We start from the raw sequence: 16,520 nt of genomic DNA, 5'->3' as shown, positions 1-16,520 counted from the left end.
AAAAAAGCTTACTACAGACGATTGTGGTCTGTAATAAGCCCTTGCTCCAATGCGTAACGTGTCAGTTGAACACGATTTTGAACCTGCAGCTTTTGCAAAATGTTTTTCAAATGATTCTTGACCGTATATTCTGAAATCGTATAATTCACAGCGATTTCTTTGTTCGTCCACCCTGCAGCCACGCCATACAGAATATCCTTTTCCCTTGTCGTTAGTGGAACGTCAGGTTCTTTTTTCTCCGTGAGTGAGACATCCTTCAGGATTTGGTAAGCCACCTCGCGGCTCAATGGAGCTTCTTCTGTAACAATGGAATGAAGATATGCCAGCCACATGGACGGTTCCAGATTTTTGAGCAAGTAACCCTGAGCTCCCCGCTTCAACGCTTCCAGAAGGTGGAGTACATCATCCGAGACGGTAATCATGACAATTTTCACATAAGGAAAGGCTAATTTGATCCGCTGTGTTGCTTCAAGACCGTTCATAATGGGCATCTGAATGTCCATGAGGATTAAGTCGGGAAGCCATTGTTCTGTATAGTCAATCGCCTGTTGACCGTCCGATACGACGCCAATCACTTCGAAGCCGGGATCCATGGATAAAATTTCACATATGGCTTCTCTCGCATGAGCGTGGTCGTCTACAACAAGTACGCGAGTATGGCTCATAACATCTCACCATCCTTTGAAAATTCGACAACAGTAAGCTGCTGCTCCCTTCGGAATTGCATGTTAAAGTTCAGTTCATTCATCCGCTCTCTCATAATTTTCAGTCCATATCGATCCTTTCGTTCAAAGGGGTTCATCTCAAATCCTTTTCCATTATCTCGAATCGTGATATTCCAGCAATTCTTGTACCCGTTTCCCTGAATCCATCCTTGGGAAGCTGATGCATGCTTTTGAATATTAAAGAGGGCTTCCCGAATACAAGCGAGCAGTTCTACTTTCTCTTTGTCCGTAAATGTATCATCCGGGATGTTCCAATCCAGTTCGATTCGGACGGGGATATCTTTGACAATTCTTCGAACTTGACCAAGTAGTGTAATCGATTCGTTCATAGTGAAGGTGTTGTCAACGTTAGGATCATAACGTAAATCGGCAATGGCCTGGCGTACATAACGATTGACTTCATGAACCGTTTTTTTAATCGAATACACATCGTCCAGCTGTTGATCCTGCTTGGCTTGTTCCTCCAAACGCCCTACTTTCACCGATAATAAAAAAAGGGATTGGGCGATTCCATCATGAAGTTCCTTGGCCATCTTTTCCCGAGATTCAAATGCGGCTTTGGCTTCACGCTCATGCTCCAGCTCTTTTTGAATTCGTTCCAGGATAAGAAACAACCGAGTTAACAACGTTATACTCACTACATACACAATGACAGGTGTTAGCCAGTTGCCCAAATCCATTGATATATAAGGGAGTAGAAACCGATGTCGTACATATTCCCAGAGAGCAACGGTTAAGGTGGGAATCAGCAAGATCATCCACTTGATTTGTTTATAAGACATGTTCCCCTCCTGAACTTCAAGATAAGCATCAGTGAGGCAGACGAAGAATATAACCGAACCCCCACAGGGTTTGAATCAGATCTTCCCGATTCGGCACATGTTCGGAGAGTTTGTCCCGCAACCGTTTTACATGGGTATCTACGGTTCGATAATCCAGATCTTCCTCATGCTCCACTTTCCAAACAATTCTCAGCAAATCCTGCCTGGAGAATGCGATTTCCGCGTGTGTCGCCAGATGATAAAGCAAATCAAATTCTTTGGGAGTCATATGAATCTCCTCGTCTTCTACTGTGACTCTTCGGGAAGTAGGATTGATTAAAATAGAGGAGATCAACACCTCGCTTGCTGAATGGTCTTTTGACGCAGGTTTGATTAATCCGTTATAACGAGCCATCATGGTTTTGATGCGCAGCACAACTTCCCTCGGACTGAACGGTTTCATGACAAAGTCATCCGCCCCGGCTTTGAAAGCTTCAAGCCGATTCCCCTCTTCTGACTTGGCTGTCAGAAACATGACGGGTATGCTTAAGTTGGTCCGTAGATATTGGCATATTTCAATCCCCTTAATATCGGGGAGAATCCAATCCAGAATGATCATGGCATACGAGTCATGATGAAGCTTGCTTAAGGCTTGCCAGCCCAGCGAAGCCTCCTCAACGATAAATTGTTCTTTCTCCAAATACATGCGAAGAAGTCCACGGACCCGTTTATCATCATCTACAATCAATATTCTATTTTGCTGCAGGGTCCCGTTCATGTCTTACCTCCAAATCTTTGCGATATTAGATCATTTTCTTAGTTTCTCTTCATAAAGCCTCAAGCCAGTGAGTGAACTTGATGTAATCAGCATACCTTCAACGTACTCAAAAGGCATGACTCCATAGAGCCATGCCTTTTGATAATCTATCTCTGAATTGTAGACAATGTATGAACGATGATGTTCAGGTTGATTTCTCTCCTGTGACGGCTGTCAATCATAATTCTCGCATGCACCAAATATCGTGCATTCGAATATGGATATCTACTAAGCCACAAATTTTTTAAGCCTAGTAATAGAGCCCATTCATGAGGTTTTTTCACAAAATCGATACCGATATGCAATTGACAATTCTATATATTGATATAAAATTGAAAATATAATCTATATATAGTGTTTATTTCTGATCACCGTTCATTTGTCAAGGAGGATAATGATCGTGCTAATTGTGTATGATTCGATAACCGGGAATGTTAAGAGGTTTATTTCCAAGCTTCAACTGCCAGCAGTACAGATTCAAAATCAAATGACGATTGATGAACCGTACGTACTTGTGACATATACAACAGGTTTTGGGCAGATACCTGATAAGGTGTCTTCTTTTTTACAAAAAAACTCTGAATACCTGATTGGCGTGGCCGCCAGCGGTAATCGTAACTGGGGTGAGCGTTTTGCCAAAAGTGCAGATTTGATCTCTGCATCTTATAACGTCCCGGTTATTAGTAAATTTGAATTATCAGGTTCCAAGAAAGACGTGGAGTATTTTAAACAGGAGGTGAGCCGCATTGCGTCATATTGAATTAAATAACATGCTGCTAAAACGCAACTCTGATGGCTTCTTCCAGTTACATAAGGATAAAGAGGCTGTAGAGGAGTTTATGAAAGAAATTAAAGATAAAAGTATGGCATTTGCCAACATTGATGATCAGGTCAAATTCATGATTGATCATGATTATTACGAGGATTTCTATGCTTCCTATACAGCTGACGAAGTTAGAACCGTATTTGAAATTACGCGTGGCTATCAGTATACCTTTCCTTCCTATATGGCAGCGTCCAAATTCTATACTGATTATGCGTTGAGAACATATGACCGCAAAACATACCTTGAGCAATATGCAGATCGGGTAGCCGCCGCTGCACTTCATCTGGGTCGTGGACACTTTGATACGGCTTGTTTGCTGTCCCGTTCGATGATGGAGCAGCGTATTCAACCGGCAACCCCCACTTTCCTGAATGCGGGAAAAAGTCGGCGCGGTGAACTGGTTTCTTGCTTCCTGCTTGAAATGGATGATTCACTGAACTCCATAAACTATGTCCTAAACACGTGTATGCAGTTATCCAAAATCGGTGGTGGCGTTGCTGTCAATCTGTCGAAGTTGCGTGCTCGTGGTGAAGTCATTAAAGGAGTTGAAGGTGCTGCTAAAGGCATCACGCCTGTTCTCAAGCTGATGGAAGACGGCTTCTCCTACGCCGATCAGATGGGTCAACGTAAAGGTTCTGGTGCAGCATACTATAATATTTTCGGTTGGGACGTTATGGAACTGCTGGATAGCAAAAAAATCAATGCGGATGAGAAAATCCGGCTGAAAACTCTCTCTATCGGACTTATTGTTCCTAATCGTTTCTATAAGCTGGCTCAAGATAATGAGCCTCTGTATCTCTTCGCACCTTATAGTGTTTATAAGGCGTATGGAACACATTTGGATGATATGGATCTGGACGTAATGTATGATACCTTGCTGGCTGACGACCGGGTGAAGAAGAAAAAATCGCTCAGCGCACGGGATATGCTGACCAAAATAGCGATGACTCAACTTGAATCCGGCTATCCCTACATCATTAATAAAACCAATGCCAATCAAGCACATGCCTTGAAAAACGTAGGACAAGTCAAAATGTCCAACCTCTGCACAGAGATCTTCCAGCTCCAGGAGACTTCTGAAATTACAGACTATGGTCAACCGGATATTATCCGCAAAGATATCAGCTGCAACCTGGCCTCCCTCAATATTGTTAATGTTATGGAGAGTGGCAAGATCAAGGAATCCGTGCATGAGGGCATGATTGCACTGACCTCCGTCAGCGACATGACGCATGTTGCCAATGCTCCCGGTGTGGCTAAAGCCAATTCCGAGATGCATTCCGTTGGCTTGGGAGCCATGAACCTGCACGGTTACTTAGCCAAAAACAGGATTGCTTATGAAAGCTCGGAGGCCAAGGATTTTGTACGTACCTTCTTTATGACCATGAATTATCATTCTCTGGAGAAAAGTATGGAGTTTGCAGTTCAAACGGGTCAACGGTTCTATGGATTTGAGCAGTCGGATTATGCGACTGGCGTATATTTTGATCGTTATGTGACTACGGATTACCGTCCCACCACATCGAAAGTACAAGAATTGTTTACCGGCATTGCTGTTCCGTCTCCCGAGGATTGGAACCAGCTTAAGTCTAAAGTGATGAAAAATGGTCTCTACCATGCCTATCGCATGGCTATTGCTCCAACGGCCAGCATCTCTTATATCCAAAACGCAACATCCAGTGTCATGCCGATCGTAGAACAGATTGAGACACGGACCTATGCCAATTCAACCACGTATTATCCAATGCCCTATTTGCAAAAGGATAACGTCTTCTATTACAAATCAGCGTATCAAATGGATCAATTCAAGGTGATTGATTTGATTGCGGAGATTCAGCCGCATGTGGACCAAGGCATCTCAACCATTCTGCATGTAAACAGTGATGTAACCACGCGAGAGTTGGCTCGCTGCTATCTGTATGCTGCTCATAAAGGGTTGAAATCTTTGTATTACACAAGAACCAACAAGCTGACGATGGAAGAATGCATTGCTTGTTCAATATAAACAAATTTCCCTTTAGGGTATTACGATTGGAGTTTGATATACCATGCCGGCAATTCAAGCTGTGAACTGGAATCGGGCGGATGATGATTTCACCCTGATGTTCTGGAATCAGAATATTATGCAATTTTGGACCGATGACGAGATTCCTTTATCCGATGATAAAATGACCTGGGGCATGCTCAGTGATGTAGAAAAAGACGCTTATATGAAAGTTTTGGGAGGCTTAACCCTTCTGGATACAATCCAGGGCGGTGTAGGTATGCCGCAGATTATGGAGCATGTCGATGGACTGCAACGCAAAGCTGTACTTAGTTTTATGGCGATGATGGAACAAATTCATGCGAAATCATACAGCAGTATTTTTACCACGTTGGCATCAACCGAAGAAATTGACAGTGTATTTAAATGGGTGGAAGAAAATCCATATCTGCAAACCAAAGCGACGATTATACGTCAGTATTACATGAATATTGAAACTTCAAAAGATCTGTATATGGCTATGGCGGCCTCCGTTCTTTTGGAAAGTTATTTGTTTTACAGCGGATTTTTCTATCCACTCTATTTAGCTGGACAAGGCAAACTCACATGCAGTGGTGAGATCATTGATCTGATTCTAAGGGATGAAAGTATTCACGGTGTATATGTGGGCGTGCTGGCCCAGGAAATATACGCAAGCTTTGATGAAACGCAGCGGAACGATGTGTATCAAGGTTTGGTTGATCTAGTACAGCTTCTTCATCAAAATGAGTTGAAATATACGAAGGAATTATATACCCCTATTCATTTGACCGAAGAAGTCGAAGCATTCCTTCGTTATAACGCTAACAAAGCGATGATGAACCTCGGTTTTGAGCCATTATTTGAAGACGAGGAAGTCAACCCGATTGTATTAAATGGAATCAGTACACATACCAAACAGCATGACTTTTTCTCTAAAAAAGGCAACGGGTATATTCGTACTCTGAATGTAGAACCTCTGACGGATGATGATTTCAAATTTGAATAAGTGATAAAGAATTATAATAGGGCTAACGTATAACCTATGAATATAAATAAAGAAGGCTGTTCCTCCCAGAGGAATGGCCTTCTTTATTTACTTTTCCAGCCATGAAATCAGTCTTTGCAGCAGAACCGGCTCTTCCTTGCGGAATTGTTCCAACCGGAGTTTTATCCTCGCAAACACAGCCTTGTCTTCACGAATTTCATGACGGATGTATTGATCTCTTAGCTTCATTGCCCTTGTGGTTATATCCTGATAACCGTTCACAAGTTCTTCGTCGTAAGGGATCATCCCCTCCTCGATCAAGTAGGCAATCCGTTCACTCATCATTTTTTTGTGCTCCCAGAGCACATGAAGATGCCTCACATCGTTACGGTCACCGAGACGAGGATCGTTGCTCTCTACCGCATCATAGTACATTTGCAAATAGTCGTAGACGTTAATTCCAAAAGCCTGTTCGTTATCAGGATTGTAATTAATACGATTCAGATGAGTCTCTCCGTTCAGGTAATCATGCAGTTGGTCGAGCGCTACGATTCTATCGAAAGGATAAGGAGAATGCGGCTCGTATTTGTAAAAATAAGTGTGATGATCCGCGGTGAGTCCCTCTCTGAGCAGATGTCTCATGGAATGGATAGCATCCAGGAACTCCTTGAACGGAATCTGTACATTGCGGTAAACTCCCGTATGGTCGAACATGGAAGCATCAAAAAAACGATTGTCCCAATCAAAACCGTACAGAAAAAGATGATGCGGAAACGGTTCCTGCTGATAGGCCGCCGCTGGCGTTAGCTTCGCTTCGTCCAAAAACACGACACAATAATAGCCGTTGCGAATCTGATCGGTGAAAAATTGGGGCCAGGCGTCCAGCGCCAAATGCTCCAGAATTGTGTAATTCACAGAGCATGTGAGTAGAAATGGATTATTGAAATTCAGTTCGTTGGGTTGGCCCCGAAAAAAATCGATATAAAACTGTCTGCCATCCTCCAGAAAGGTTTTCTTGCAGGACAACTGAATGAAATTGCTGTAATACCAAGGAATCGTTTCCTCATGTGCACTGGTAATCGAAAGCGTGTAAGCCCACCGCAGAAATCCTTTAAGCGGCGGATTTAACACGGGCAGCTGAAGAGCATTCATTTTTCTCCCCCTTAACTGCTTGCACTGCTATATCCCTTCACAGCCTGTTTCCAGAGCAATCGTATAACTGTGAAGAGTATCAGCGAAGCGACCAGCGCCAGTCCTGTATAGAGCCAGCTGAGCTGTCCTAGCAGGAACAGCGGTCCGAAGTTGGTAATCAGGAACAGCGGAATGACAAAGGTACCGATCCGCCGGACCCAAGTTGGGTATATCGCCATTGGAAAATTGTTGGCGTCCCAAGCGGAATGAGCGATCTCCGATGCAGAGCCCGTCTGAACGAACCGAAATGACAGCAATGCAGGGATAATCATTAGACAGTATGTGATGATAACGGAGACGAATAACAGCAGCATAAACCCGACTAGCTGGAGAAACGTCAGGGGGATGTCCATCGCATGCCAGCCAATGCCAATCATGACGAAACCAACTAAAATATCGGGGATTGGCAGCGCCAGATCGACATAACGCAAAGAAGCCATAAATTGAAGAGAAACCGGCTTCGTTAGCATTAGATCAAGCGAGCCGTCCTTAATATATTCCGGAATTTTCGTAAAATTGGTAAAAAACAGCCCGACATACATGCCTGTCACCACGGTGTGCATGCCTATAAATAGAAGCAGCCCTTCCGGTGGTATGCCATCGACGTGAAGATCGGTACGGAACACAACGAGTACATATAACAGTTTGGCGAGCAGGTAGACGGATTCCACGAGCAGGCTCATCATGAAATTGCCTCGAAACTCCATCTGGGCAATGAGACAATTTTTAATGAACATGCCATACAAATGTGCGTATTTTCTCATGGCTCTAAACATATGGGATCTACGCTACCCCCCAACCGCTGAATATTTCTTCATGGATATGCGCCACGTTAGACGGGATAGCCAGAAGAACAGGAGTATCCAGCCGAACTGGATGAGCAATCCTTGATACATCGCCGCCACCTCCGTTTTGCCGCTGAGCACATTGACTGGAAAATAAATGGTATATGGAAACGGCGTGTACTGAAGTGCCTCCACGATCGAATCCCCGAAAATCTCTAATGGGAACATACCTCCGCTCAGAATATTCACAAGCAGACTCGTAATAACGAAAAAATAAGAGATTTCATTTAGATAAAAAGCACTTGCACAGATACAGTAGGAGATCAAGAAATTGAGCAAAAGCGCCCCCGACAACGTAACGACGAACAAGATCAGCCGTATGACCTGGAACTCAAGCACACCACCCGCAGATGAGATCCAGATAATCCCGACAAGAAGCACCGCTGTAACACCGTAATAGATCGCCTTCTGTCCGAAAAAGGATACCAGCCGATATCCGAAGTAGCTGACCGGTTTGATCAAATACTTATTGAGACCGCCGTTCTTGATATCATCGACAATCTGGTGCTCGAACTGGGTAGCGATCAGCTTGGAGACCAAACCCGCCAAGATCGTATACAAAATGATCTGATGATATGAATACGAGAATAATGCCGTTTCCCCGGAGTGCTGGTACACCGCTGTCCATATAAAATACTGAACAAGAATCGGAAACGCGGAGCCGAGAAGACCGAGAAAGAAGTGAAATCGGTATTCCATCGATTGCTGCACACCCATCGAAAATACAGCCGTATACAATCTGCGTCCACTCATCCGACGGATTCCTTTTGGTAGAGCATGGAGATACTCTCCTCGATCGGCACGTCCTCAATCGTCCAGTCAACAATCGGAAACGAATCGAGCATAGCACGTGACACTTCTTTTAGTCGGTGCTTGGGCAGCTCCAGAACAACACTGTAGTCGTCTGCGCTGATTATTTTTCCGAATTTGGCCAGCCGCTGCTCGGCAACCGGCTCCGAGAACTGCAGCTTTACAATTTTGTGCTCGCCAAACAGATCGTTAATCTTATGAAGATCTCCGTCATACAGAAGAGTTCCTTCATTAATGATAATTGTTCGCTTGCACAGGTCCTCCACGTCCTTCATGTAGTGGCTCGTTAGCAGGATCGTGGCGCCAAACTGCTCATTATAGTATTTCAGAAATTCCCGCACCCTCTTCTGAGAGGGGAAATCCAGGCCGATCGTCGGCTCGTCGAGATACAGCAGCTTCGGTCGGTGGATCAGAGCAGCGATTAGCTCCATTTTCATACGTTCACCCAAGGACAGTCTGCGAACCTGTACATCCAGCAGATCTTGCACATCAAGCATCTCTGACAGTTCGGCAAGAATTCGACGATAGACATCATCCTCGACGTCATATATACATTTGTTCAAATAAATCGAATCGCTGGCGGGAAGGTCCCACCAAAGTTGATTTTTCTGACCCATTACAATGGAGAACAGCCGTTTGAACTCGTTCTTTCGCTCCCAAGGCACATATCCCAGTACGTCGGCTTCTCCGCTTGTCGGATATAGAATGCCCGACAACATTTTGAGCGTTGTGGTTTTACCTGCTCCGTTCGGTCCCAGAAATCCAACGCACTCTCCGGGGCCGATATCAAAGGAAACGGATTTAACCGCTTCCTTCACAAGTGATTTGCGAGCAAACAGGTTTTTCAGTGAATGTTTGAGTCCTGCTTCTTTCCGGTAATATACGAACGATTTGTGCAGTTCTCGTACACGGATAAAGTCCATCCCCGCTCCTCCTGAATGATTGCATGTTTTTCCATATTGGCGGCTTAAAGTTAAAGCGATTAAACTCCGTTGTTATACAAAAGCACGCATTTGGAGCAAATCGGTGTCAGGCCGCAGGCCAGAACCTCGCGTTGTTTTCGCAGATCCTCACCGTGGAAAATATCGGTCACACTTTCTTCATATAAATTACCGACACTGAATTCCGGAAAAAATTTGCATGGATTGACCTTACCGTCTGGCATCACGTCCATCCGATTGGAGATCGAAAAACACTTGGTCCGATTCATGGCCGGCTTTTCGCTACCCCGAATAAAATCTTCTACCTCTTCGGGCTCCAGCGCAGGCTGATAGCGGATACGTACATTCCACACTCGTGAATTAACTCGTTTAAATTCCTCGATTAATGTGTCGTAACGATCCGGTGAGATGTGAAACGTGAAAGAGTGCCAGCTGTTCTTGTGGTCGCTCGCAAAGCGGGAGGCCAGGTGCGGAAAGTGCGCATCAAAGTAGGTGTCCATTTTTTCCGCCGTATCGGAAGGGATGTACCATGGGAAGCAGAAGTACACGGAATCAACACCCAACTCTTCAAAGAATTCCATCAAGCTATACAACTGATCAACCATCTGGTCATTTACGGTCAGAGCTACGGACACTTTGCCTTTGTACAAGCCCTGCTTTTGCAGATCCAACAGCAGCTGTATGGCGTGAATCACTTTTTTGAACGTGCCTTTGCCCCGAATCGCGTCATTCTCCTTCTCGAATCCTTCCAGGCTGACCAGCATGACTAAATTCTTAGACATTTTCAAAATGGAATCCAGCTTTTGTTCAATGAGAATTGCGTTTGTACAAATGGTTGTATGCCGGTCTTCCTTAGCCAGCAGTTCTGCCAGTTCATCGAACTTGGAGTAGAATAGCGGTTCTCCGCCCCACAGGAACACACGTGATTTGCGTTCTCTCGTTTCGGCGAGCAGTTTCTCCACGACGGGAATCTCGATTTCGTCTCTTTTCACTTCACTGGCAAAGCCGTGATGGAAGCCATCTGGATTCCATTCAAAGCAATGTTTGCAGCGAAGGTTACAGCCGTTATTAAGCTTGATTCCGATCTCATAAGGCACGGGTGCGGCATATGTCGGGTCCTCCCGGCGTTTCCTTCCCGTTTCGGCGAGCGGAACGAGGGTTCTTTTCATATTTTGGAATGTCAGCTTATCAAACGTAACTGCTGTTTTCGGCTGCATGCGTTTTCCTCCCCAAATGATTGATTTTTGATCGCTGCTCCAGCAAATGTCCGTACATTTCTTCGAGATGTTGTTCCGAGTAATCCAGGGCTTTCCATTCCGCGAATCGAATACCGAAACCACAGGATTCCCAATAGTTTGAATTCTGAAGCTCATGGTCGCCAAACGGCTCTAACATGACAAAAGGTATTCCGCAGGACAACGAATCGTTAAGCGTCGCTCCTCCTGGCTTGCTGATAATGGCAGCACAATTGCGCATCAGATGCGTGTAAGCAGAGTAATCACGGAGCGGAATTGCCCGAAGAATGCCATCTTCACGTACATATTGGTTCATTGGCGGAAACGAATGCCGCCCTTGGGCATCCCGACTCCACGGGTTCCATGAAGCCTCAGTTCCGAAGTAACGTGTGCTACCATCGTCTTCCTCGACCTCGGAAGGATCATAGACGATCACATCCAGCAAGTAATTACATTGACGAAGCTCTGCAATCGTTGACGCGTACGTTCCTATGCCCCAGCCGCCGCCATGGACCAGAATGCGTCCGTCTCGCTGTGCATAAGGCAGGACTTCCTTTTCATTGGAGGCAATATAATAATCTGGATACAACCTTGAAGGCTCGTAAAGCCAGACATTATCGTAGTCCGGATACAAGGACCTGTGTACTTTAAACGAGGGCGTATCGCACACATCCAAACGAATCAGTTGAATATCCAGAGACGAAGGTGCAATGGCTTTGTACCTCTCCAGGACCGGGAGCCAAAAACCGGTAAACACAGCAAAATGAGATACCCCATCACGTATCCATCCATCCAACAGCAACTGGACTTCCGCTTCGTTCAGGGAAGAGTCTACAGGCTTGGCCAGTTTATGCCCCATAAGGGCAACAGAGAAATCGGCATGAAATGCTTTTTTGGTGGAATTAATCTTGCCTCTGATTCCTTCATGATACAGGTTCTCCAGAACGTAAACGTCCGTTCGAACACCTCTATCTTGCAGGTAAGTGTTCAGATGCATAGCCGGAATGTATGCACCAAGCGAATTGCCCGACGCAAGCAGGGTAACCGAAGATGAATTCATGCGCAGCCTCCGCATTCCAGAATTAGTTGTACACTTTAATAGACAAGTCAGCGAGTACCTGTCTCAGACTTACGATCAGTTCATTGCGATGTTCGTCATCACGGCCCACCACCGAGATATACAATCGTCCCTTCGGCATACCACGATGACTCTGGATTCCCTCGGCTATACGCCGTGAGGTCAGAATATCATTCACCATTACGGTGTTAGATGAAATAGGCATAATTCCGTACTCACCTTGCCCTTTGAATAGAAGACCGGATACATGCAAGGCGTCGAGCAACTTTCCGAACGTGAAGCCTTCAGGTAGACCGAGAGAGAGGAAGGTAAGAAGGCCGCTATGGCCGTACGTTTTCCAGCCTTTATCGAGATAAGCATTAATAAGACCCATGGACTTGCGGGCGTTAATCTCAACAATGGGTACGATATCGCCATCCTCCAGAATCATGGAGTCGAAGCACACGAAGCCATGGTATCCATCCTCGAATAATACCCGAAGTGCCTTTTCCATCGTATCAAAATAACCCGCGCTCTCCAGCAGAAGAAGCAAAGTCTCATCTGCTCTAATAGAACCGCCGTAATTCTGCTGCTGATTTATCATTCGCTGAACGGAAATGAAATCTCTCTCCCCGCTCTTACGAATGAACCAGTGTGAGCTGAAATCAATCTCTTTTCTCAGCAGTGGTTCCAGCAGGAATTGCGAGCGCAATCCTCTTCTCTCCTGCTTGTCCAGATGCTCTGCTATCCTTCGCTGCATGGCTTCATTTTCAATGAGCATATTGCCCTTGCCGGAAACACCGAATGGATCTTTCAGCAAATACGCCCCTCGCTTCAGCAGCGTATTTCCGACAGCCTGCACTTCTACTACACTGTTCACTTCCGTGCCATAACACTTCTCTCCGATTCTGTTCACCAGTCGGTTAGAGTAGAATTTGGAATTTACACGTTTAACCGTCTCAAGGTCGGGCAAAGAACCCAACGATCCTTCGGCACGCAGGTACTCCTCCGTATCAGCCGTAATGGCATAAGGAGAGAGCTGTTTTTCGTTGTGGGTCAAGATCTCTTCACGCTGTTGATTGTCTGAAGCAAGACTGAACATGCACTGCTTGAAAATGTCCGGTTCGGGCAGGGTCCTCTTCTCATCGTTCAAATCAAAGTGATAACGGCTGCGAAAGGAAAAACCTAACCCGTTTAGATATTCGTACAGCTTTTGATCGATTTTGCAGCGGGTGTAGAGGATATCGTCTGGCCCGCAAAATGGAAACAACAGCTCGTCCATACATAAGACAATGGATTCCCTGTCCTTGTCAGGCATAGCAGGTAACTTGGCTAAGTCCGGATCCCTCCATCGCGTTTCAGGGTCAAACGTGCCCATAACAATTCTTGGAATCACCGCGGCCTCAATTCTGGACATCTTCGTACAATAATTGCTCTTGCGACTGGCAGCTTTTCAGAAAGGTTATAAATGTGTCGATCGACTGAAGATGTTCATAATCGAATTCGTCATAGTCAATAATTACGTTCAATTGATCCTCGACTTTGAGCATAAACTGGATCATTTGCAGAGAATCGAGACCAATATCGTTATTCAGATCCGTTGCTGGGGACAGGGATTGGCGTAGTTCCGGTTGGTCTTCTTTGATAGCGCACAAAATATCTACGATTTTATCGTACATGACTACACTCCTTTAAAGTGATCATTGTGTGAGGGTACAACCGAAATTATTACGCTTACATACCATTCAAATCAAACCTGAGCTTGGTGTTGATTTCTCCTCCCTCTTCCAAAGTTACAATTATTATCTTTATAATGACATTTTATGTCAAGGGATAAAAACCTGTGATTTCGCCCTCACCAACAAGGCTTCTAGCCACTAAAAAACCGCTATTTTAGCGGCCTCACAGGGTCGAACTTCCTCATTTTGTTTTGGACGATTTTCTCCCTTTGATAAGATCAAGACAAATTGTTAAAATTTATGTACTAGCGTTTAAAGCCACCCATTTAATAGAAAATGAGGCGAGAACATGATTGAAATTACGAATGAACTGGTTCGTCAATTAGTCGATAGTCAATTTCCGAAGTGGAAGGGTTTAACGATAACACCTGTAGAAAAAAGCGGGCACGATAACCGCACCTATCGATTGGGAGACGAAATGACGATTCGTTTACCGAGTCACGAACGTTACGCCTCTGCTGTAGAAAAAGAACTGAAGTGGCTTCCAGTTTTCCAACCTCAACTGTCCTTGCCCATTCCAGCTCCCATTGCCAAAGGTGAGCCCTCGGACGAATATCCCCTTCCCTGGTCAATCAACCAATGGATCGCAGGCGAGACCGTCTCGCATACTAACGTACTCGATCTCAGCGTATTTGCCGAAGACCTCGCTACATTTCTAAGGGAACTCCAAGCCATTGATGCTAGTTACGGTATACCCGCAGGCATTCAAAATTTTCATCGCGGCGGAAACTTATCGGTCTACGATACAGATACAAGGACCGTCATTGAAAAGGTATCCGGCCAATACGATTCAAAGCTCATCACTGAAATATGGGAGCTTGCGCTGGCAACGAATTATCAGGCGTCCCCGTTATGGCTCCATGGTGATGTTGCAGTAGGCAATCTGCTCGTGCAAGATGGACGACTATGCGGAGTCATTGATTTTGGAACTATGGGCGTGGGCGATCCTTCAAGTGATCTTGTAATGGCATGGAACTTTTTTGATGATGTAAGTCGTAATATATTCTTAAACTGCATGAATGTTGACCAAGATACGGTTGATCGTGCCCGTGGTTGGGCTTTGTGGAAAGCACTCATCTCCTACGATTGGAATGAACAAGGATCGGAAACCTCGAATTGGGGAAAGCGTGTCATAGATTTCATTATTCGTGACTATACATCGCTCTAAGCATATGACCCTACCAAATCCCTACGCGGGGCGCACAGCCCCGCATAGGGATTTCTTTCTGCTTATCCGTAGATTGGTTTTACATTTTATTTCGGCCATCTCATTTAACCTCTAAATCTTGCACTATTAATTCCAAATCAGTGTTGACATGAAGCCGAGGATAAGGCAGTTCGTTATAACGAGTTGGTGGGATGGTGTAGTAGGGATGCAGGTATGAACTGGGGAGCGTAAATTAATCTTACTATTGTGAATTTTTCATATATTGAAATAATAATATAGTGTGCGAAGGCAAGCTGCCGTGAGTTAACATTTGTAGCTATACGTTTAAATTCTCCCTTAATTCTTGGGTAAAAATCTGGCGGAAGCACCCCCTCCCTGTGGACATAGCAAGTACGCTTTTGTTATTGTGAATTTTTCATATAGTGAAAATATAAGGTTGTTGCCAATAAAAAAAGCCGCCTTTAAGGCGACTTTGTAATTATCATGCTATTTTTATAGCTGATAGAATCAAGTTCGTCCAATCCAGTCAGCTCCCGCTATTTCTTTCCAACGTTCTCTAATCTCGTCATATAACTCCTTACTCAGAGCTCCTTTGGCGACGAGATCCGCATTTTGCTGCCAACGGTTAGGTTTAGCTGTACCCACAATTGCCGTGTCTACCCCTTTTGTACTGAGCGTAAAACGTAAAGCCGTTTCAACGGCTGTTTGTGCATCTTCACCCAGAAAACCATAACCAAGTTCAGTTAAGCGTTTCCAGTATACATAGGGATACGCTTCTTCTGAAAGCGAGTCATACGTCCATGCCGCATTGGCAATGGGACGTTTGGCGATAACACCCATATTTCTCTTTCTTGCCTCAGGCAACGTCAGTTCGATAGCTTCCTGATCTGCAATGTTCAGCGAGGTTTCCAAGCTGTCGAACACACCTGTCTGAATGGCATAAAGGGCATCCGTTGTATCGCCGCTATATCCAATAAACCTTGTTTTCCCAGCTTCCTTGGCTCGCTGCAGCACTTCTATAACCGCTCCTTGCCGAAGTACTTCTTCAGAGCAACTATGAAGGTGGATGACATCCACGTATTCCGTTTTTAGTCTTCTAAGGCTACGGTCAATCGTTTGCTCTAGTACTTTGGCGTCCCAATCCGGGCCATCGATCCCGGCGGCATGTCCACATTTGGTAAACAAATAATAATCATCTCTGCGATGTGATAGCACATCTCCAATTAACTCTTCACTATCCCCATAACATTCAGCCGTGTCAATGACGTTTAACCCTGCATCCAACGCACTGTTTAGCAATATTTCTACATCTGCTTTGGATACGTCCTTTCCGATCTCCGCTCCACCAAACCCAAGTGTACTTACTTTCATGCCAGTGTTTCCGTAATTACGCAGTTCCATGGATCATTTCCTCC

General features: G+C 44.9%; 16 protein-coding genes. 4 read left to right on the top strand and 12 right to left on the bottom strand.

Annotation, left to right across the window (positions count from 1 at the left end; all coding sequences use genetic code 11):
• Nucleotides 1–11 precede the first annotated feature (11 nt).
• From HW560_RS19355 to HW560_RS19345, 3 genes are read right to left on the bottom strand one after another with little or no spacing between them, the layout of a single operon-like run.
• On the bottom strand, nucleotides 12–665 hold the full coding sequence (locus HW560_RS19355; protein WP_090899722.1) for a response regulator: 654 nt from the start codon (nucleotides 663–665) through the stop codon (nucleotides 12–14).
• On the bottom strand, nucleotides 662–1,507 hold the full coding sequence (locus HW560_RS19350; protein WP_090899725.1) for a sensor histidine kinase: 846 nt from the start codon (nucleotides 1,505–1,507) through the stop codon (nucleotides 662–664). The genes HW560_RS19355 and HW560_RS19350 overlap by 4 nt, the downstream gene beginning before the upstream one ends.
• 28 nt (nucleotides 1,508–1,535) lie before the next feature.
• Nucleotides 1,536–2,264 (bottom strand): response regulator transcription factor, encoded by a 729-nt coding sequence (locus tag HW560_RS19345; protein ID WP_179264283.1) that lies wholly within the window; start codon nucleotides 2,262–2,264, stop codon nucleotides 1,536–1,538.
• Between the two features lie 439 nt (nucleotides 2,265–2,703).
• On the opposite strand from HW560_RS19345, the gene nrdI reads away from it, so the two are divergent.
• Genes nrdI through nrdF form a run of 3 tightly spaced genes read left to right on the top strand, consistent with a single transcriptional unit; the run spans nucleotide 2,704 to nucleotide 6,140 of the window.
• A complete protein-coding gene (gene nrdI / locus HW560_RS19340; RefSeq protein ID WP_179264281.1) occupies nucleotides 2,704–3,063 on the top strand; it encodes a class Ib ribonucleoside-diphosphate reductase assembly flavoprotein NrdI in 360 nt (119 codons plus the stop codon).
• Nucleotides 3,050–5,134, top strand: coding sequence for a class 1b ribonucleoside-diphosphate reductase subunit alpha (gene nrdE, locus HW560_RS19335; RefSeq protein ID WP_179264279.1), 2,085 nt, complete (start codon nucleotides 3,050–3,052; stop codon nucleotides 5,132–5,134). The genes nrdI and nrdE overlap by 14 nt, the downstream gene beginning before the upstream one ends.
• 43 nt (nucleotides 5,135–5,177) lie before the next feature.
• Nucleotides 5,178–6,140 carry a class 1b ribonucleoside-diphosphate reductase subunit beta gene (nrdF, locus tag HW560_RS19330; RefSeq protein WP_179264277.1) on the top strand — a complete coding sequence of 321 codons (963 nt, stop codon included), beginning with the start codon at nucleotides 5,178–5,180 and terminating at the stop codon, nucleotides 6,138–6,140.
• An 87-nt stretch (nucleotides 6,141–6,227) separates the two neighbouring features.
• Here nrdF and HW560_RS19325 read toward each other — a convergent pair whose 3' ends face one another.
• The 8 genes from HW560_RS19325 to HW560_RS19290 are packed head-to-tail and all read right to left on the bottom strand — an operon-like array spanning nucleotide 6,228 to nucleotide 13,877.
• The gene (locus tag HW560_RS19325) at nucleotides 6,228–7,271 is read right to left on the bottom strand and encodes a hypothetical protein (RefSeq protein WP_179264275.1); all 1,044 of its coding nucleotides are present in this window, start codon (nucleotides 7,269–7,271) and stop codon (nucleotides 6,228–6,230) included.
• 11 nt (nucleotides 7,272–7,282) lie between these two features.
• Nucleotides 7,283–8,086 (bottom strand): ABC transporter permease, encoded by an 804-nt coding sequence (locus tag HW560_RS19320; RefSeq protein WP_179264273.1) that lies wholly within the window; start codon nucleotides 8,084–8,086, stop codon nucleotides 7,283–7,285.
• Between the two features lie 12 nt (nucleotides 8,087–8,098).
• Nucleotides 8,099–8,908: an ABC transporter permease gene (locus tag HW560_RS19315; RefSeq protein ID WP_090899744.1), complete on the bottom strand. Its 810-nt coding sequence runs from the start codon at nucleotides 8,906–8,908 to the stop codon at nucleotides 8,099–8,101.
• Nucleotides 8,905–9,888 (bottom strand): ABC transporter ATP-binding protein, encoded by a 984-nt coding sequence (locus HW560_RS19310; RefSeq protein ID WP_090899747.1) that lies wholly within the window; start codon nucleotides 9,886–9,888, stop codon nucleotides 8,905–8,907. Before HW560_RS19310 ends, HW560_RS19315 begins: the two co-directional genes overlap by 4 nt.
• A 59-nt stretch (nucleotides 9,889–9,947) precedes the next feature.
• Nucleotides 9,948–11,123, bottom strand: coding sequence for a radical SAM protein (locus HW560_RS19305; protein WP_090899750.1), 1,176 nt, complete (start codon nucleotides 11,121–11,123; stop codon nucleotides 9,948–9,950).
• Nucleotides 11,095–12,201: a glycosyltransferase family protein gene (locus HW560_RS19300; RefSeq protein WP_179264271.1), complete on the bottom strand. Its 1,107-nt coding sequence runs from the start codon at nucleotides 12,199–12,201 to the stop codon at nucleotides 11,095–11,097. Before HW560_RS19300 ends, HW560_RS19305 begins: the two co-directional genes overlap by 29 nt.
• A gap of 22 nt (nucleotides 12,202–12,223) precedes the next feature.
• On the bottom strand, nucleotides 12,224–13,615 hold the full coding sequence (locus HW560_RS19295) for a hypothetical protein (protein ID WP_090899754.1): 1,392 nt from the start codon (nucleotides 13,613–13,615) through the stop codon (nucleotides 12,224–12,226).
• Nucleotides 13,602–13,877 carry an acyl carrier protein gene (locus HW560_RS19290; protein WP_090899757.1) on the bottom strand — a complete coding sequence of 92 codons (276 nt, stop codon included), beginning with the start codon at nucleotides 13,875–13,877 and terminating at the stop codon, nucleotides 13,602–13,604. Before HW560_RS19290 ends, HW560_RS19295 begins: the two co-directional genes overlap by 14 nt.
• Nucleotides 13,878–14,226: 349 nt before the next feature.
• Between HW560_RS19290 and HW560_RS19285 the strand changes: the two genes are divergently transcribed.
• A complete protein-coding gene (locus HW560_RS19285) occupies nucleotides 14,227–15,105 on the top strand; it encodes an aminoglycoside phosphotransferase family protein (RefSeq protein WP_179264269.1) in 879 nt (292 codons plus the stop codon).
• Between the two features lie 507 nt (nucleotides 15,106–15,612).
• Here HW560_RS19285 and HW560_RS19280 read toward each other — a convergent pair.
• Nucleotides 15,613–16,506 (bottom strand): aldo/keto reductase, encoded by an 894-nt coding sequence (locus HW560_RS19280; RefSeq protein ID WP_179264267.1) that lies wholly within the window; start codon nucleotides 16,504–16,506, stop codon nucleotides 15,613–15,615.
• Nucleotides 16,507–16,520 lie beyond the last annotated feature (14 nt).

Source organism: Paenibacillus sp. E222 (genome assembly GCF_013401555.1).
In the GTDB taxonomy this organism is placed as follows: domain Bacteria; phylum Bacillota; class Bacilli; order Paenibacillales; family Paenibacillaceae; genus Paenibacillus.
The sequence above is the reverse complement of the archived record's forward strand: the minus strand, read 5'-3'. Positions and strand labels throughout refer to the sequence as shown.